Below are 18,773 nucleotides of genomic sequence, written 5' to 3'. Positions count from 1 at the left end.
GCCGTCGGGGGCCGACACTCACATGAAGTCCGCGATGCCCGACTGCTTGTTGTGGTCGTTCTGGAACACGGACTCTATCTTCGTCTCCAGAATCTGGAGTCGCTGTTTGGTGTAGTCGCGGGCCCCGAACTCCTCGGCCACCCGGATGGCCGTGTCGATGTACTTGTTCACGGAGCCCTGGTGGACGGTGAGGTTCACCCGGCCGCCACACTCCCGGCAGTCGCCGGTCAGGGGCATCCGCCGGTACTTCTCGCCACAGTCCAGACAGCGGACTTCCTGGCGGGAGAACGCTCGAAGATTCCCGATGAGGTCGGGCAGGAAGTGGTACTCGATGATGCGCTCGGCCACGTCCGACTCGACGACGGCCCGCAGTTTCCGCGAGAGATGTAACTGGGCGTCCATCTTCTCCTCCATCGACCCGAGCGTCTTGTACGCCGAGAGGTCCGGCCCGGCGGCGATGTTGGTGGTGTCGTGGGTGTGCCGGAAGTCGGTGTACTCGCGGTCCGTGCCCAGCGTCTCCTCCGCTATCGTCATGATGTCCTCGATCTCCGCGGGGTCCGTGAGTTCGCGGGTCGCCTCGTAGAACTCGCGGGGGTAGCGGTCCATGATGTCCATGTTGTGGGCCTCGTCGTCGATTTCGCTCGGGTCGATGCGCGAGGACATCACGAGCGGGGCGTCCATCCGACCGCCGCGTTTGTCGGGGAGGTAGGACTTGCTGAAGTTGAGCAGGCCGTCCATCAGGAGCATCACGCAGTCTTCGTCGCCGTCACATTGCTTTTGTGACAAATCGTTCGCAACTAAAGAGTGCGTTTCCGAGACAGTGAGGCAGTACGTGTACTCAGTGTCGGATTCGACGTACTCGATGTCGGCTACACTGTCGACGAGAGATTCTCCGTTCCCACCGTCAAACACTCGGCGGCCGTGTACAGTTTTCTGTTCGATATGCCCCTCTAACCGCTGCTGTTTCCGCGGTAAGTGTATGTCTATGACGTTACCGAACCGTACTGCGTCGACCGACGTGATACGAAGGACGTAGGAAACAGCCGACATCGTCTCGTCGTCTTCGTCGTAATGTTCGGGGAACTTCTTCGACAGTGGCACTGGTTCTGTCTGTTCGACTCTCGCCGTGATTCCGAGTCTGGTAAACAGCGCCAAGAGATCCTCTTTCAGTTCGCGACTGACTGTCGTGGCTGCAATTTCGAGTACGTTCTTATCGACCGTCCCGTCGCCGCTGATGTACCCGCCAAGGAACGCACTAATCAGTTCGTCAGACGCGTCGAAAATACACGCCGGAACACGTTTTTCGTCTGCGTGGACTCCGCAATCGAGAACAGTGTCGAAGAATGCTCGCACGAGACGGCCCGAAACCGTGACTTTGTAGTCGTTCTCGTGGTACGGTTCGACACCGAACTCGGAAGTCAACGTGTCAACGAAGAACTCTCTTGCCTCTTTTTCGACCCCGGAGAACGTCGTCTGGTGAATCGTTCCTTTCGGGGTTCCCTGTTTGCGGGCGAACCCCTCTGCGGCGTAGTACCCGAGTAGGGTCGCTACGGACTGGTTCAGTTCGACGCAGCGGTCGATTTCCGTCGTATCGCGCTTCATTCCCAGCGTAACGTCGTCGGGGACACGTTCGACAACCGCCTCGGCGGTTCCAAGCACGTCTATCAGTACTGACGCAGGGATACTTTCACGGTACAGATAGTTGCTCAGTCCTTTTTTGCTCAAACCAAGGTACTCTGCCGTGCTCTGTAACGGATAGAAACGTCCGTCCCACTCCGATTCGAGTGTCTCCCGGAACAGTGAGTAGAGAAATTCTTTATCAAGCCCCTTCACCATCAGCGAACTGTTATCCACAACGTCGGTCCTCATAAACTCGGCCAATAGGTCGAATTGCTGATTGCTTCCGGCCGGCGAAAGCGAATCGACGTTCGCTGGTTTGATCAGTTGATCTGACTCGGTGAGTTCACTCGCCCGTTTCGAGTTGATATCTCCTCCATCAAAGACGTGGATTTCGTGGTCGGGCGTAACGGTCAGTTCTCGACCGCTGCGCGTCTCGATGCGGACCATGTGGTCCGGAGCGACGTGACGAGACACGGCTTCGACCGGCTGCCTGACGACGTTCCCATCGTCATCGACCGATGGAACGAACACGTCGCCAGAGAGCTCCTGTACTTGGGTACCGAAGTCGTCTATCTCCGCCGTTTCGGGGTCCAGATAGCGTTCGACGAAGTCGTCGATGCGTTCGTAGCGACTTTGTGTCTCCTCGTCCTCGTACCAGACCTTCGTCTCCGGATGGAAGCAGTTCCGCCGTTTCGCGGCGTGGAAGTACGGATGCGCGTAGCCCACGGCAGCGCTCGTAAAGCCGATAACTCTGCCGACTGTCGCCGCGCTGGTGTGTGGCGCCATCCCGAAGACGAGTTCGCCCACGAGGTCGTCGCGGTCGTCGAACTCGTAGTACCGGTCGAGCCCGTAGTACTGCGCCAGCAGGTCGTCGACGAACGCCGCCGTCTGCAGCATGTGTTCGGCCGCGCCGTCGGAGAGGACGATGTCCTGGACCTTGAGCTCGAACAGCTGGTCCGGGTGCGTGAGCGGGTCGCCGTGGATGTCGGTCTCGTAGCCCAGCGCGCGCAGGCGGTCGGGGTCGACGTCGAGTTCCGCCGGGCGCAGCGCCGTCACCGGCAGGTCGGTCATGTCGTAGCGGACGGTGCCGTCCTTGAACGCCGAGACGTCGTGTTTCGCCCGGAGGACGCCCTTCTCCATGGGTTCGGGGAGCTTGGCCTCGCTGGTGAGCCCCTTGACGGCTTTCAGGGTATCGAAGGCCGTCTCGCGCTCCTCGGCGTTGGAAAGCGCGTCGCGGTATATCTCCCGCAAATCGAGCTCCGTGTACTGGGTCGGGGAGGCCAGCGTCTCACAGCGGGCACACTCCGCGCGGCCGGACTCGTCGGGTTCGACCTCCATCTCGCAGTCCGGGCAGACGTAGATGGTCTCGGCCAGCGTCTCGCAGTCGGGACAGCGGGCCTCGTGGCCCTCGGTGCCACACGCCGGACAGCGCCGTCTCGCCACTTCGACCTCGACGCGGCCCGGCGTCTCGCTCATCGAGTCGGCGTGTTTCGTCGCGTCCGCGACGCTGCGCTGTGCGCCGCCGGCCTCCCCGATGGGAAAGAGCGTGTGGACGGCGGGCGAGAGGTCCCGGCGTTCGGACTTCTCGGGCCGTCCCATCCGGTTGCCGATGCGGGTCGGGGCGCGCTCCCGGACCGCGAAGGGGGATATCTCGTTGACTGCCTCGATGGCGTTACGGCCCGCCTCGTCGCCGAGTTCGTCGTCGACGTAGCCGATGGCGTCGGCCGCCTCCTGTTCGCCGTAGGTCAGTGCGTGCTCGGAGATATCGTCGAGGGTCCACTCGCGCTCCAGCGACCGCGAGAATCCGAGCGTCCGGACCAGCGGCACCCAGTCCGAGACGACCAGTCGGTCGTCGTCCTGCGTGTGTTCGACGAGCAGGCGTTCCAGCGCCCGACGGACGGGGTCGGTGTTCTCGAGGACGAGGTCGCCGTCGGCGGCCGCAGTCGCGGCGTCGCCCTCGTCCAGCACCGCTCCATCGGTCGTCGCCACCTCCGCCGACTCGACGGCGTCGGCCAGCGCCCCGAACTGCTCGACGGTCACGTCGTGCCAGAGGTAGGTGTATTTCGGGTGCAACGGCGCGTCGTAGTCGGCGGCCCAGGCAAGCGCCTCGGCGGCGCTGGGGTTCGCGAGGTCGACGTTCGGGTCGTCCCGCATCGCCTGGACGTCCGCGCCGGCGGCCTCGAAGTCCTGCTCCCACCACTCGACGGTGTAGGAGGCCGGGGCCAGCGGGTGGTTGTTCTCGACGAACTCGCCGTAGTTGACGAGGTACTCCCCGAGGTCCAGAATCTTCTCGACGCCGTTGCCGACCTCGCGGGCCTCTGTGACGTCGTCGATGCGGCGGACGTCGCCGTTCGCGAGCCGCACCGTCGGCCCTTCGATACTGTCGACCGGGACGACGCCGGCCGCTTTCCCGGGCCGCTCGGTCTTTATCTGTGTGCCCGTCGCGAGGAAGTCGTCGACGAGATGCATCGTCGCCGGGTGGACGCCCGCCGTCGCGAAGCCGTGGTTCCTGGCCCGGCCGTAGCGCAGGCGGAAGCCGCCGGATTTCGAGGGGTGTGAGAAGACCGGGCGGCCGGCGATGAGGTCCCGGAGGTACTTCTTGGCGGGTTCGACGCGGGGCGGGCCGGCGGGTTCGTCGCCGCCGTCGTCCTCGCTCGCGGCGTCGTCCTCGCTCGCGGCGTCGCCGCTCGCGTCTCCCGAGGCCTCCCCCTGGTCGGCCTCGCTGTCCTCGCCGATGGTCCCGTCGATGAGGTCCTGCAGCCACGGCCAGTCGACCTCGTCCAGATTTCGCGTGTAGCGCTGAATCTTCGGGGCCTTGAGCGCGATACCCTCCGCGAGGACGAGACACATCCCGCCGCGGGCGGAGTTGGAGTCGACTCGCTCCAGATCGCGGTAGCCCGAGACCTCCTCGTCGCCGGTGGCCTCCCCGTCCAGCATGATGGGCATGTGCTTCGCGATGAACTTCGTCTCCTTCTCCTTGGGCGAGTACTGCAGGCCGGTGTCCTTGTCGTAGAGGTCTATCTCCTCGGCGTAGCGGCCGATCTCCTCCTCGCGGGCGTTGTACTGCTCGATGCCAAGCAGCGCGCGGGCGTAGTCGGCCACCAGCACCGACAGCGCCTGTGCGGTCCCGCCCGCCGAGCGAATCGGGCCGGCGTAGTAGACGTTGATGAACTCCGTCCCGTCGTCGTTTTCGAGCAACTCGACGCGGTCGATGCCCTCGATGGGCGCGGCGACCACGCCCTCGGTCAGCAGGGCAACGGCGGTCCGGACCGCGCCCTCTACCTTCCCCTCGCGGGTGTCGTAGTCGCCGACGGTGCCCTCGACGAAGTCGTCGACGAGTTCCAGCGCCGCCTCTTCGCGGGACATCTCGCCCTCCAGTTCGCGCACCCGCTCGGCGACGCCGTCGATGCCGAGGATGTTCTCGACGCGGTCGGCCATGTCGCGTGCGGTCGGAATCTCCACCTCGGGTTTCGGGTCGCCGCCGCGCTCGCGGGCGCGCTCGGCGACGGTCATGGCCGTCTCCAGCTCGGATTCGAGCGTCTCGAAGTAACGCTGGTCGGCCTCGCGCATCTATAGCTCCCAGAGGTCGAGGTCGGTCGGTTCGTCGTGTTCGCGTTCGAGGTGCGTATCGAACGCCCGCACGTACACCTCGCCCGCCCAGACCGTCGCGCTGTTGAGGTGGCCCGCGATGGCCTCCCCGTCGGGACGGGAGAGGACGGCGTGGGTGTGGGCGAACCGCTCTCCCTCCAGCCACGAGACGTTCCCGACGCAGGCGGCGACCTCCAGGGGCTCGGAGAACACCATCGAGTCGTACTCCTGTCGGTCCTGGTCGTAGAACCACACCTCGGCGTCCTGTACCGCGCCCAGGCCGTAGAAGAAGGCCGCGTCGACGCCTTCCTCGTCGGCCAGCTTTTCGATTTCGCCGCGCCAGTCCGCACCGTGGTCCAGCCGGCAGACGTACTCCTGTGCCGTCTCGACGGACCGATAATCCATACAGGATTCCGAGGGTGGGCGACGGCAAAAACGTTGCTACGTGCCCCGAGGTTTATCTCCGATGCCGGGACCAGCCCCGCCGTGACCTGAGAGTCGCCCCGGAGCGAGACACGGTAGTGCGGCACGCCGCTTCGGGCCCCCGGAGTGTCGCCTGCTCGCCATACCCCGGGGCGCTCACGCCGGCAGCGAGACGCGACTCGCCGGCTGGCCGCGGTCGGCGTCGAAGAAGACGAGTTCCTCGGCGGCCCACTCGACGGGCTCGATATCCCGCTCGACCAGCCGCCGGGCCGCCGCGGGGTCGCCGCCCCGCGCTATCGTGACGTGGGGGACGTAGCCGTCGCCTTCCATCCCATCGACGGCGTCGAACGCCTCACAGAGGCGCTCGTGGAGCGCCCGCAGTGCCGGGCTCTCGACGGCGAGATAGACGACTGGCGACGGCCCCGTCACGGCCGTCTCGAACCAGTCGACGCCGGTGACGCGGACCTCGAAGGGGGCGGTCCCACGGACGGCCTCGCGCGCCCGCGCCTCCAGCCGAGCGTAGGCCGCGTGGTCGCCCCCGCCGAGTCGCTTGACGACGAGCGTGTGCTCGCCGCGCGGTCGGGGCCGTGCTCGAGGCAGGTCGCGTGCCAGTCGACCGGCCAGCGACGTGACCGACGAGGGCAGCGCGACGTTCAGGCTGTACACACCACCAGCAGGCGCCCCGCCGATAAAAGCGGGCGTGTTCAGAGTCGGTCGGTGAGATACAGCAGGATGAGGACGATGAGCGCCAGTCCGAGCAGCGGCTGGAGCGGCCCGAGCACGAACGCGAAGAGCCCGAGCACCCCTTCGAGGACCTCCAGGGCGACCCAGACGACGAGGAGCACCAGCAGTATCTTCAACAGCGTGTCGACGTCGAGTTCGGCGCGTGCCATGGGCGGCGGTACCCGAGCGACGCTAAAACGCCTTGTGGCCCGCCCGCGGCAACAAGTGATATAGTGGGCGGCGGGAAACGAGCCCACGAATGCGACGAGTGAGCGCGGTTCTGGCGGTCGTCGTCCTGGCGGCGCTGACGCCGACGGCCGCCGCCGGCGCCTTTGGCGGCCTCTCCCAGCAGTCCGTCGACGCCGACGTGGTCGTGATGACCGCGGACGTGACGGCGACCGGTGACGCCGCCTGGGCCATCGACTACCGGGTCCGATTAGCCGACGACGACGAGACGCGGGCGTTCGAGGAGCTACGAGCCGACATCCGGGGGAACGAATCGGTCTACGCCGACCGCTTTCGCGACCGCATGAACCGGGCCGCCCGCGCCGGCGAGAACGCGACCGGCCGGGAGATGGCCATCGACAACGTCTCCGTCGAGACCTCCCGGGAGAGCGTCGGCCAGTCCTACGGCGTCGTCACCTACGAGTTCCGGTGGACGAACTTCGCGGCGGTCAACGACACCCACATCCGGGCCGGCGACGCAGTCGCCGGGCTCTATCTCGACCGGAACACGTCGCTGACGATGCGCTGGCCCGCGAGCCACCGCCGCGTGGCCGTCCGGCCGTCGCCCGACGAGGCGAGCGACCGGTCGGTCACCTGGCGCGGGCGCCAGTCGTTCGCCGACGACGAACCCCGTGTCGTCGCCAAGGCGTACCCGCCCCTCGGGGACAGCGCCGTCCAGACGTCGCTGCTGCCGGCGCTCGTCGCCCTCCTCGCGGTGCTCGCCGGCGGCTACGGCGTCTACCGGTACGTCCGCGCCGACGACGGCGGGCGCGACGACGCCGAGGCGGCCACCGTATCGGACGGCGACGACGCCCCGAGCGACGACAGTGAGAGTACGGACACCGCCGCCGAGACACCGCCCGCGGAGCTACTGAGCAACGAGGAGCAGGTGCGCAAACTGCTCCGGGAGAACGGCGGGCGCATCAAGCAACAGCGGGTCGCGAGCGAACTGGACTGGACGGCCGCGAAGACCAGCCAGGTCGTCGGCGGCCTCCGGGAGGACGGCGACGTGGAGACGTTCCGCATCGGTCGGGAGAACGTCGTGACGTTCCCGGACACGGACCTGACCGACGGGGGCGACGCGGACGACGACGCTGACGACACTCGCTGACGCCGCCGTCGGCTCTCGTCCCGAAACGGCCGCAGTCGGGTGATTTAATCCGGCTTAATCGGCGACAATCCGGTTTGAGGCTGTCGCAGTTATATGCGGATGCGGGGGTAAAGCCCGAGTGAGATGCAACGGACGACTTCCGCCGTAGTCGCGCTGTGCCTCGTGGTGAGCGCGCTCGCGGCAGTGCCATTCGTCATGGCCCAGGAGACCGGTACCGAACAGGCGACCGAGAACGCGACCCACGATGCGGGCGTCGCGCCCGGCGCGCAACTCTCCGGCATCGTCGCCGTGGGCGAGGCCGAACTCGACGGTGACATCGAGGAGCGCGCCTACGGCATCCGCGTCGCCCGGGCCAACAGCTCGGACGCGAGAGCCGCCGTCGTGGCCGACCAGCTCGACCGGACGGACGAGCGGATTGCGACGCTCGAACAGCGCCGCCAGGCACTCGACCGGGCCCGCGAGAACGGGACGCTGAGCGAGGGCGAGTACCGCGCCCGCGTCGCCGCGCTCCACGCGGAGAGCCGGACCGCCCAGCGCATGGTCAACCGGACCAACGAGACGGCGAGCGAACTGCCCGCCGAGACGCTGGCGGCCAACGGGGTCGACGTCACCGCCATCCGGACGCTTTCGAACCGCGCGGCGAACCTCACCGGTCCGGAGACGGCCGCAATCGCCCGCTCTATCGCCGGGGAGGGGGTCGGACAGCCGGCCCGCCCCGACGCGGCGAACAACGCGACCAGCGGCGCGGACCGGGGCGACGCGGCGGGTAACCGGACCAGCGGGGGACCGGACGGTGGTGACAGCGACACCGGCGAGACGGCCCCCGACGGGCAGGGCCCCGCCGAAAGTTCCGCCGGAACCAGTGAAACTACCACGCCGGCCGTCCAAGGCTAGTTGATGACCGGCCGCCACACACTGCTGACGAGTGTCGTTCTGGGCGCGCTGCTGGTCGGTGCGGCCGTCGGACCGGCGGGGGCGACACAGACCGACGCGCCGCCCGAGCCGTCGCTGACCGTTACCCTCGCCCCCGACGGCGACGCGGAGGTGACCCTCGTCTCGACGTACGACCTCGACGACGAGAGCGAGCAGGCGGCCTTCGACGACCTCCGGAGCAACGAGACGGTCCGGGACGCCTACGCGGCGCGCCAGACGGCCCGCTGGCGGTCCCTCGCAAACAACACGTCCGCGCGGACCGACCGCGAGATGTCGGTTGACAACGCCTCACTGTCGCTCTCCCGGACGAACGCGACCGGCGTCGTGACCTACTCGCTCACGTGGGCGGGGCTGGCGGCGGCCGACGACGGGCTGCTCACCTTCGACGAGCCCTTTGCCAGCAGCGGGTCGCTCGACCGACAGCTCGCCGTCGTCTTCCCCGAGAACTACCAGGTCACGAGCGTCTCGCCCGGGCCGACGAACAGCAGTCGCGGGCGGCTCGTCTACGCGGCCGGCGCGGAGCTGGACGGCCTCGGCATCACCGCGCGGTCGACGGCGGCGCCGACGGGCACCCCGGCGCCGAGCCCGACGGCGACCCCGGTCGGGACCACGGGCGGGAGCGGTCCCGGCGTCGGGGCCGTCGGGGCCATCGCCGCGCTGGCGGCGGCCGGGCTGCTGGTCGGCCGTCGCGGGTGAGAACGGGACACACGCTCTCCGTAACTCGGAAGCTATTAGTACGCGAACTGCAGTAGTCGCTGGTACATGACGCGGACTGTCGACACTGGGGCGCTCGCCGCCGCCAGTGGCGGGTCCGCCTCCTTCTCGACGCGGCGCCGACGACGGCGGGCCCTCCGTTAGGCCCACTACTACCTCTCCTCTCGACGGTTCGATTCGTTCCCAAGCGCCGCCGGTCGGCTGTCCGGCGTGTCAACCCAAACCGACAGTCACACCACGGAACCCAACGAGCACACATCCATGACAGACGGAAACGGCACCGTCGCGCTCGCCTTCTCGGGCGGGCTCGACACGACGGTCTGCGTATCGCTGCTGAAAGAGGAGTACGGCTACGACGAGGTCGTCGGCGTCACCGTCGACGTCGGCCAGCCCGACTACGAGTTCGAGGAGGCCGAGGAGACGGCCGAGGCGCTGGGCGTCGAGCAGTACGTCGTCGACGCCAGAGAGGAGTTCGCCGACCTCTGTCTCAAAGCCGTCAAGGCCAACGCCGACTACCAGGGGTACCCCCTCGGGACGGCGCTGGCTCGCCCGGTCATCGCGAAGGCAATCCTCGACGTGGCCGAGCAGGAGGGCTGTGACGGCATCGCTCACGGCTGTACCGGCAAGGGCAACGACCAACTGCGCTTCGAGGCCATCTGGCGCGACTCGGACCTGGAGGTCATCGCCCCGGTGCGCGAACTCGGCCTGACCCGCGAGTGGGAGAACGAGTACGCCGCGGAGAAGGGCCTGCCCGTCGAGGGCGGCGACGGCGGCCGCTACTCCATCGACACGAACCTCTGGAGCCGCTCCATCGAGGGCTCCGAACTCGAAGACCCCAGCACGATTCCGGCCGACGACATCTACAAGTGGACCGAGAACCCCTCCGGCAAGGAGGCCGAACTCGTCGAGGTCACGTTCGAGGACGGCGAGCCGGTCGCCCTCGACGGCGACGAACTGGGTTCGGTCGAACTCGTCGAACAACTCAACGACCAGGCGGGCGCCCACGGCGTCGGCCGCACGGACATGATGGAAGACCGGATGCTCGGCCTGAAGGTGCGCGAGAACTACGAGCACCCGGCCGCGACGGTGCTCCTGACGGCCCACGAGGCCCTGGAAGGGCTCGTCCTCACCCAGGAGGAGCGCGCGTTCAAGGCCCAGGTCGACCAGCAGTGGTCCCAGAAGGCCTACGAAGGACTCGTCGACGCGCCGCTCGTGAGCGCGCTGGAGGCGTTTATCGACGACACGAACGAGCGCGTCACCGGCACCGTGACGGTGAAGATGGAGGGCGGCCACTGCCGCCCGGTCTCCCGGGAGTCCGACTACGCCGTCTACAGCGAGTCGGCGGCCTCCTTCGACGAGGAGACCATCACCGGCGGCATCACCCAGCAGGACGCCACCGGCGTCGCGAAGTACCACGGCTTCCAGTCCCGCCTCGCGAACGACATCCTCGAAGACGCAAAGGAGGACTGAAGCGATGAGCGGGGACGAGGCACCGACAGGCGAGCCCGAGACGGACCAGACGGCCGTCCGCCGCGACCGCTTCAGCGGCGGCCCCGCCCGGTCGTTTCTCTCCTCGCTCGCCGACGACGAGCGCATCTTCGCCGCCGACCTCGCCGTCGACCGCGCCCACGTGGTGATGCTCGCAGAGCAGGACATCGTCGACGCCGACACCGCCGGCGAGATTCTGGCCGCCCTCGACGACGTCGAGGACGCGGGCCACGGGGCGCTGCCAGAGGGCGAGGACGTCCACGAGGCCATCGAGAGCGCGGTCATCGACCACGTCGGTCCCGACGGCGGGAAGATGCACACCGCCCGCTCGCGCAACGACGAGGTGGCCGCCTGCATCCGCTACCGCCTGCGTTCGGACGTGCTCGAACTCGTCGAACGGCTCGTGGGCGCCCGCGAGCAGTTGCTGGATGTCGCTCGTGCGGAGAGCGAGACGGTGATGCCCGGCTACACGCATCTCCAGCCCGCCCAGCCGACGACGGTCGCCCACTGGGTCCTGTCCTACGAGCAGGCCCTGCAACGGGATACGGCGCGGCTGCTCGATGCCTACGAACGCATCAACCAGAACCCGCTCGGGGCGGCGGCCTTCGCCGGGACCCCGTTCGACGTGGACCGCGAGCGTACGGCGGAACTGCTCGGGTTCGATTCGGTGGCCGAGAACTCGATGGACGCTTCGGCGTCCCGGGATTTCCTCGTCGAGACGACGAGCGCGGTGGCCGCGCTGGCGACGACGCTGTCGCAACTGGCCGAGGACGTGGTCGTCATGGCCAGCAAGGGCCACGTGGCACTCGACGACGACTACGCCTCGACGAGTTCCATCATGCCACAGAAGAAAAACCCCGACACGCTGGAACTCGTCCGCGGGCGGGCCGGCGACGCGACCGCCGGACTGAACGGACTCCTGACCAACCTCAAGGGCCAACCGCGCGCGTACAACCGCGACCTGCAGCGGGCCGGGCGCCACGCCTGGGACGCCATCGACAGCGCCACCGAGAGCGTCGCAGTCGCGGCCGGCGCGGTGGCGACCGCCGACTGGCCCGCCGAGACCCTGGAGGCGGCGGCGACCGAGGGCTTCGCCACCGCGACGGGCGTCGCGGACCTGCTGGCGATGGCCGGCGTGCCGTTTCGCACCGCCCACGAGGTGGTGGCCGAAGTGGCGGCCGACCTCGACGCCGACCAGGACGCCCCCGATTACGAGGTGCTCTCGGCCGTCGCCGAGGACGTGATGGGCGACCCCCTCGGCGAGTACGTCGACCGCGAGGCCGTCGAACGCGCGCTGGACCCGGCCGAGAGCGTCGCGATGCGGGACTCCCGCGGCGGTCCGGCCCCGGCCGCGGTCGCCGACGGACTCGACGCCGCCGAGGACGTGTTGGCGAGCCACAGTGAACGGCTCGACGCCGCGGAGACGCGCGTCTCCGGCGCAGACGGCCGTCTACAGACGGAGGTCGAGGCGTATGTCTGAACGACGACCCCCCTGTGGGGAACTTATACCAGAAATCTGATACAGAAATCGGGCACGTGCGGATGATAGGTTTCTCACGCCGTTAGAGTGCCGTGTGGGTGTGTAATTTTATCTGATAGGTCCGATGGATTTAAGTAGATACGTCCGCGAGAGACAGGTACAATGGCAGACTGCATCGAGTGCGGGGCGGAGGTCTCCCTGCACGACGACCTCGAAGTCGGAGAGATAGTCGACTGTTCCACCTGTGGCGCTGAACTCGAAGTCATCGACACGGACCCAGTCGAGCTCGACAGCGCCCCCGAGCTCGAAGAGGACTGGGGTGAGTGAGGTGGTGGCGGTGGCGCGAGGCGCCGCCGTGACCGATACGGAGCCAACAGCATGAACATCGGACTCCTCTACTCGCGTATCCGCAAGGACGAGAAGCTCCTGCTCTCGGAACTGCGCGAACGCGACCACGACATCACGAAGATAGACGTTCGCAAACAGCAGTTCAACATCAGCGACGCTCCCGACGCCTTCGAGGACCTCGACCTCGTCGTCGACCGCTGTCTCTCGACCTCCCGCAGCGTGTACGCGACGAAGTTCGCGCGGGCCTACGACGTGCCCGTCGTCAACGGGCCCGACGTGGCGGAGGTCTGTGCGGACAAAGTGAAAAACAGCCTCGCGTTAGTCGAGGCGGGCGTCCCGACGCCGGACACCGACGTGGCCTTCACCAAGGACGCGGCGCTGGAGTCCATCGAGGACTTCGGCTACCCCTGCGTCCTGAAGCCCGTCGTCGGCTCGTGGGGCCGACTGATGGCGAAAATCGACTCCCGCGACGCCGCCGAGGCCATCTTAGAGCACAAGGCGACGCTGGGCCACTACGAACACAAGATATTCTACGTCCAGGAGTTCGTCGACAAGCCCGGCCGGGACATCCGCGTGCTGGCCGTCGACGGCGAGCCGGTCGCCGCGATGGTCCGCTCGTCGGACCACTGGCTCACGAACGCCGCCAAGGGCGCGGAGACGGACACCTTCGAACTGGACGACCGCGCGCTCGAACTGGTCGAGAAGGCCTCCGACGCCGTCGGCGGCGGCCTGCTCGGCATCGACCTGATGGAAACTGGGGCCGACGAAGAGACGGGCGAGTTCGAGGACTACACGGTCCACGAAGTCAACCACACCGTCGAGTTCAAGGCGCTCAACGAGGTCAGCGACGTGGACGTACCGGGCGAGGTCGTCGACTGGCTCGAATCGAAGGTCGAAAGCGAGAGCGACGCGGAGGTCGCCCAATGACGTACTCCGCATCTGTCGTCGGCGGCAGCGGCTTCACCGGCGGCGAACTGCTCCGCCTCATCGACGGCCACCCCGAGTTCGAACTCGCACAGGCCACCAGCCGCTCGAAGGAGAACAAGACGGTCGGCAACACGCACCCCAATCTGCGCCACTCGGACCTGCGCTTTTCCGACCCGGCGGACCTCGAAAGCGTCGACGTGCTGTTCGCCGCGACGCCCCACGGCGTCTCGATGGAGCAGATAGACCAGTTTCAGGACGCCGCCGACACGGTCGTCGACCTCTCGGCGGACTTCCGCCTCGACTCCGAGGAGCAGTACGACGAGTGGTACGACGGCCACACCCGACCGGAACTGCTCGACGACAGCGAGTACGCGCTGCCGGAACTCAATCGTGCGAACCTCGAAGGCGCAAAGCTCATCGCGTCGGGCGGCTGTAACGCCACGGCGACGATTCTCGGCCTCCTTCCGCTGTTCGAACACGGTGTCCTCTCCGGCGACGAGCAGATAGTCGTCGACGTGAAGGTCGGTTCGAGCGAGGGCGGCGCCGGCGGCGGCGAAGCGTCGTCCCATCCCGAGCGCTCGGGCGTCGTTCGCCCGTACGCCCCGACGGGCCACCGTCACGAGGCCGAGATTCAGCAGTTCCTCGGCGTGAACGTCTCCTTTACCGTCCACGCGGTGGACATGGTCCGGGGCGCCAGCGCGACCTGCCACGTCTTCCCCGACGGTCCCGTCTCGAAGGGCGACCTCTGGGGCGCGTATCGGGGCCAGTACGAGGACGAACCGTTCGTCGAACTCGTCGCCGGCGGTGGCGGCGTCTACCGCTACCCCGAGCCCAAAGCGGTGGCGGGCACGAACCGCGCCGAGGTCGGCTTCGAACTCGACCCCGCGAACAAGCGCCTGGTCGTGTTCTCGGCCATCGACAACATGATGAAAGGCTCCGCGGGACAGGCCGTCCACGCGGCGAACGTCGCACTCGGCATCGAGGAGACGGCGGGCCTGGAGTTCCAGGGGCTCCACCCCGTCGGCGCACCCTGACTTTCGATTTTCATGACAACTGTAATCAAGGTAGGCGGCGCCCGCGCGGTCGACCCCGCGGGCGCCCTCGCGGACGTCGCATCGTTAGTCGCAGCTGGTGAACAGGTCGTCGTGGTTCACGGCGGCTCCACGAAGGTCGACGAGACGCTCGAACGACTCGGCGTCGAGCCCGAGTACGTCGAGACGCCAAGCGGCGTCGTCGGCCGGTTCACCGACGAGACGACGATGGAGGTGTTCGAGATGGCCTTCGGCCACCTCAACACCCAACTCGTCGCCGGGCTCCAGAGCCAGGGCGTCGACGCCGTCGGGCTCAACGGCGTCGACGGCAAACTACTCTATGGCCCCCGCAAGTCCGCGGTCCGCGTCGTCGAGGACGGCAAGCGGAAGATTCGCCGGGGTGACCACTCCGGGACCATCAAGCAGGTCAACGGCGACCTGCTCCGGTCGCTGCTCGCCGACGGCTACACGCCCGTCGCGGCACCGCCCATGGCCGGAACGGACGACGACGAAATCATCCCCGTCAACACGGACGCCGACCGCTCGGCCGCGGCCATCGCGGCCGAACTCGGCGCCTCGCTCGTCCTGCTGACCGACGTAGAGGGCGTCTACGCGGACCCCGACGACCCCGAAACGCTCATCGAATCGGTCGAGTCGAGCGACGATTGGGCTGCCCTGGAGGACGCCGCCGAGGGGTTCATGGGCCGGAAGATAATGGCCGCCGAGGAGGCCCTTACGGGTGGCGCCCCCGAGGTCGTCGTCGCCGACGCCAACGCCGACGAGCCGATTCTGTCGGCGCTCGACGGTGACGGGACACATATCAAGGCCGGGGCTGTAACGGAGGAACAATGAGTGCCATGACACGTGTCGCCGGCGGAGGTGCGTCGCTGTGAGCGGCTTCGTCTTCAACGAAAAGCCGATTCAAATCGAACGCGGCGACGGGGCCTACGTCTACGATACCGGCGGGACGGAGTATCTGGACATGGGCGCCTCCTACGCCTGTGTCCCGCTGGGCCACGGCCACGAGGCGGTGCAGTCGGCCGTCGCCGAGCAACTGGAGCAGATAACGTACGTCCAGGCCTCCTACCCCAACGCCGAGCGGACGGCGCTGTACGAACTGCTCGCCGACACCGCGCCCGACCCCATCACGAAGACCTGGCTCTGTAACTCGGGCACCGAGGCCAACGAGGCGGCGCTCAAGTTCGCCCGCTCGGCGACGGGCAACTCGAAAATCGTCGCCACCATGCAGGGCTTTCACGGCCGCACCATGGGCTCGCTCGCGACCACGTGGAAGAACAAGTACAAGCAGCCCTACGAGCCCCTCATCGGCGACGTGGACTTTGTCCCCTACGACGACGCCGAGGCCCTCTCCGAGGCCGTCGACGAGGACACCGCGGCGTTCATCGTCGAACCGGTCCAGGGCGAGGGCGGCATCAACCCCGCCTCGGACGGCTACCTCGAAGCGGCCCGCGAGATAACCGAGGACGTCGGCGCGGCACTCGTCTTCGACGAGGTGCAGACAGGCATGGGCCGGACCGGCGCGCTCTGGAACTCCCAGCGGGCCGATGTCGCCCCGGACATGATAACGTCGGCCAAGGGGCTCGGGAACGGCCTGCCCATCGGCGCGACGCTGTGTCGGGACTGGATCGCCGACGACTACGGCTCGCACGCCTCGACGTTCTCCGGCGGGCCGGTCATCTCCGCGGCCGCCGGTGCGACCGTCTCGACCGTCGTCGAGGACGACGTACCTGCAAACGCCGCCGCGATGGGCGAGTACCTCCGGACGGAACTGGAGGCGGCCATCGGCGACGAGGTCCGGGAGGTTCGCGGCGAGGGCCTGATGATAGGCGTCGAGGTCGGCCGGGGTGCGAACAAGGCGCTCAAGCAACTCGCCCTGAACCACGGCGTCCTGGCGCTGCCGGCCGGCCGGACCGTCGTTCGCCTGCTCCCGCCCCTGACCATCGACGAGGGCCACGCCGACGAGGTGGTCGCGGCCATGGCCGAGGTGGTGGGATGAGCGAGGCCGTCGCCAGCGAGGCCGACGGCGAGGCCCGCGACCTGCTTGAGGCCGTCGTCCGCATCCCCTCGGTCTCTCACGACGAGCGCGAAGCGGCCGAACGCCTCGCCGACTTTTTCGAGGCCCACGACCGCGAGGTGTGGATAGACGACGTGGGCAACGTCCGCGCGCCGGCCGACGACGGCGTCCTGCTCACCTCCCACATCGACACCGTCCCCGGCGATATTCCCGTACGGGTCGAGGAGACCGACGACGGCGACGTGCTGTGGGGCCGGGGCAGCGTCGACGCGAAGGGGCCGCTCTGTGCGATGGCAGTCGCCGCCGTCCGCACCGGCGCTTCCTTCGTCGGCGTCGTCCGCGAGGAGGTCGACTCGACGGGCGGGCGCTTCCTCGTCGAAGACAGGGACAGCGCACCCGACGCCGTCGTCAACGGCGAGCCCTCCGGCTGGGAGGGCATCACGCTGGGCTACCGGGGCCTGCTCGGGGGCACCTACGTCGCCACGAGCGAGTCGGGCCACTCCTCCCGGCCGGACAACAACGCCATCCAGGACGCGATGGACTGGTGGTCGGCCGTCGAAGACGAGTTCGCCAAGGACGAGTGGCACCCCGTCTTCGAGCGGGTCACCTGCAAGCCCGTCGATTTCCGCGGCGGTATCTCCGACGACGGCCTCTCCGTCGAGGCGACGATGCAGGTCCAGTTGCGGGTCCCGCCCGAGTACAGCACCGACGAGATACGCGAGATGGCCGACGGCCACCTGGGCAACGGCACCGTCAACTGGGACGACAAGGTCGAACCCGTGATGCAGAGCCCCCGCACCAGCGTCGCGCGGGCGTTCCGCGCGGCCATCCGGAGCCACGGCGGCGACCCCACGCTGCTGCGCAAGACCGGGACCAGCGACATGAACGTCTACGCGCGGGCCTGGAACTGCCCGATGGTAACTTATGGGCCGGGCGACTCTGATTTAGACCACGCGCCGAACGAACACATCCACCTCGCGGAGTACGACCGCGCGGTGGCCGTCCTGACGGACGTCACCGAACGCCTGCTGTAACCATGCACCTACTCGACGTCGACGACCTCACGACCGACGAACTGACCGCCGTGCTGGACCGCGCCGCCGAAATCAAGGCCCAGCCCGAAGCCGAAAGCGACCTGCTCGACCAGCAGACCCTCGGGATGATATTCGAGAAACCCTCGACCCGAACTCGGGTCTCGTTCGAGACGGGCATGACGCAACTGGGCGGCCACGCCATCTTTCTGGGCCCCGACGACATCCACCTGGGCCACGGCGAACCGGTCAAGGACACCGCCCGCGCGCTGGCCCGCTACGTCGACTTCGTCATGGCCCGCGTCTACGACCACGAGGACGTAGAGGGGCTGGCCGAGTACAGCGACGTCCCCGTCATCAACGCCCTGACCGACGACGCCCACCCCTGTCAGACGCTGGCAGACCTGCTGACGGTCCGAGAGAAGTTCGACGGCTTCGACGACGCCTCGGTCGCCTGGGTCGGCGACGGCAACAACGTCTGCCAGTCGTTCGTGCTGGGCGCGGCGATGGTCGGCCTCGACCTCACGGTCGCTACGCCCGAGGGCTACGAGGTCGACGACGACGTGCTGGCCCGCGCCGACGACCTCGGCCGTGCCCCCGAGACGACCCACGACCCCGAGGCCGCCGTCGCCGGCGCCGACGTGGTCTATACGGACGTCTTCGTCAGCATGGGCGAGGAGGACGAGCGCGAGGCGAAACTCGCCGAGTTCGACGGCTTCCAGGTCACGACCGACCTGCTGGGCGACCGCACGCTGATGCACTGCCTGCCCGCCCACCGCGGCGAGGAGGTCACCGACGACGCCATCGAGTCCGAGAACGCGGTGGTGTGGGACCAGGCCGAGAACCGCCTGCACGCCCAGAAGGGGCTGCTGGCGTGGTTGGCGGCACAAGCCTGAGGACGGGAGTAGTTGCGGGAGCCACTCGCCACCGCTGGTGAGGGCTAGCCCGTCCACTCCGGCATCCGTGTTATCAACTGACCGCCGATACTGCTGCTCGGTATCCACTGACAGCTGTTTGCCGACTGTTTCGGCAATATTATTTCAGACACTCGTGGCGATAACGTATGGACAGTCGTCTGTCGACACGTAGAGAATAC

General features: G+C 67.7%; 16 protein-coding genes. 12 read left to right on the top strand and 4 right to left on the bottom strand.

Annotated elements, in window-relative coordinates:
* Positions 1-18: 18 nt before the first annotated feature.
* The 4 genes from polC to NDI86_RS10530 form a co-directional block, all read right to left on the bottom strand.
* Entirely contained in the window at positions 19-5,190 is a 5,172-nt protein-coding gene (polC, locus tag NDI86_RS10545) for a DNA polymerase II large subunit (protein WP_310900384.1), read from the bottom strand.
* Positions 5,191-5,613: a PPC domain-containing DNA-binding protein gene (locus tag NDI86_RS10540; protein WP_310900383.1), complete on the bottom strand. Its 423-nt coding sequence runs from the start codon at positions 5,611-5,613 to the stop codon at positions 5,191-5,193.
* A 174-nt stretch (positions 5,614-5,787) separates the two neighbouring features.
* The gene (locus NDI86_RS10535) at positions 5,788-6,297 is read right to left on the bottom strand and encodes a 2'-5' RNA ligase family protein (RefSeq protein WP_310900382.1); all 510 of its coding nucleotides are present in this window, start codon (positions 6,295-6,297) and stop codon (positions 5,788-5,790) included.
* A gap of 38 nt (positions 6,298-6,335) precedes the next feature.
* Complete coding sequence (locus NDI86_RS10530; protein WP_310900381.1) at positions 6,336-6,524, bottom strand: DUF7554 family protein; 189 nt, start codon at positions 6,522-6,524, stop codon at positions 6,336-6,338.
* 89 nt (positions 6,525-6,613) lie between these two features.
* Between NDI86_RS10530 and NDI86_RS10525 the strand changes: the two genes are divergently transcribed.
* The 12 genes from NDI86_RS10525 to argF all read left to right on the top strand — a co-directional run bounded on the left by NDI86_RS10525 (position 6,614) and on the right by argF (position 18,573).
* The gene (locus NDI86_RS10525) at positions 6,614-7,690 is read left to right on the top strand and encodes a helix-turn-helix transcriptional regulator (protein ID WP_310900380.1); all 1,077 of its coding nucleotides are present in this window, start codon (positions 6,614-6,616) and stop codon (positions 7,688-7,690) included.
* Between the two features lie 123 nt (positions 7,691-7,813).
* Positions 7,814-8,584: a DUF7096 domain-containing protein gene (locus NDI86_RS10520; protein WP_310900379.1), complete on the top strand. Its 771-nt coding sequence runs from the start codon at positions 7,814-7,816 to the stop codon at positions 8,582-8,584.
* Positions 8,585-8,587: 3 nt separating this feature from the next.
* Positions 8,588-9,319, top strand: a complete 732-nt coding sequence (locus NDI86_RS10515; protein ID WP_310900378.1) for a DUF7345 domain-containing protein — start codon at positions 8,588-8,590, stop codon at positions 9,317-9,319.
* Positions 9,320-9,598: 279 nt separating this feature from the next.
* A complete protein-coding gene (locus tag NDI86_RS10510) occupies positions 9,599-10,807 on the top strand; it encodes an argininosuccinate synthase (protein ID WP_310900377.1) in 1,209 nt (402 codons plus the stop codon).
* Between the two features lie 4 nt (positions 10,808-10,811).
* Positions 10,812-12,305 carry an argininosuccinate lyase gene (gene argH, locus NDI86_RS10505; RefSeq protein WP_310900376.1) on the top strand — a complete coding sequence of 498 codons (1,494 nt, stop codon included), beginning with the start codon at positions 10,812-10,814 and terminating at the stop codon, positions 12,303-12,305.
* A 162-nt stretch (positions 12,306-12,467) separates the two neighbouring features.
* Positions 12,468-12,632 carry a lysine biosynthesis protein LysW gene (gene lysW / locus NDI86_RS10500; RefSeq protein ID WP_310900375.1) on the top strand — a complete coding sequence of 55 codons (165 nt, stop codon included), beginning with the start codon at positions 12,468-12,470 and terminating at the stop codon, positions 12,630-12,632.
* Between the two features lie 51 nt (positions 12,633-12,683).
* Positions 12,684-13,580, top strand: a complete 897-nt coding sequence (gene lysX / locus NDI86_RS10495; protein WP_310900374.1) for a lysine biosynthesis protein LysX — start codon at positions 12,684-12,686, stop codon at positions 13,578-13,580.
* Positions 13,577-14,614, top strand: coding sequence for an N-acetyl-gamma-glutamyl-phosphate reductase (argC, locus tag NDI86_RS10490; protein ID WP_310900373.1), 1,038 nt, complete (start codon positions 13,577-13,579; stop codon positions 14,612-14,614). The genes lysX and argC overlap by 4 nt, the downstream gene beginning before the upstream one ends.
* A gap of 12 nt (positions 14,615-14,626) precedes the next feature.
* Positions 14,627-15,463 carry an acetylglutamate/acetylaminoadipate kinase gene (locus NDI86_RS10485; protein ID WP_310900372.1) on the top strand — a complete coding sequence of 279 codons (837 nt, stop codon included), beginning with the start codon at positions 14,627-14,629 and terminating at the stop codon, positions 15,461-15,463.
* A gap of 37 nt (positions 15,464-15,500) precedes the next feature.
* Positions 15,501-16,628, top strand: a complete 1,128-nt coding sequence (locus NDI86_RS10480; RefSeq protein ID WP_310900371.1) for an aspartate aminotransferase family protein — start codon at positions 15,501-15,503, stop codon at positions 16,626-16,628.
* Positions 16,625-17,680 carry a [LysW]-lysine hydrolase gene (locus NDI86_RS10475; protein ID WP_310900370.1) on the top strand — a complete coding sequence of 352 codons (1,056 nt, stop codon included), beginning with the start codon at positions 16,625-16,627 and terminating at the stop codon, positions 17,678-17,680. Before NDI86_RS10480 ends, NDI86_RS10475 begins: the two co-directional genes overlap by 4 nt.
* Positions 17,681-17,682: 2 nt before the next feature.
* The gene (gene argF / locus NDI86_RS10470; protein WP_310900369.1) at positions 17,683-18,573 is read left to right on the top strand and encodes an ornithine carbamoyltransferase; all 891 of its coding nucleotides are present in this window, start codon (positions 17,683-17,685) and stop codon (positions 18,571-18,573) included.
* The last annotated feature ends 200 nt before the right edge of the window (positions 18,574-18,773 follow it).

Source organism: Haloarcula onubensis (assembly GCF_031624605.1).
In the GTDB taxonomy this organism is placed as follows: Archaea; Halobacteriota; Halobacteria; order Halobacteriales; family Haloarculaceae; genus Haloarcula; species Haloarcula onubensis.
This window is presented reverse-complemented; position numbering and strand designations above follow the sequence as displayed.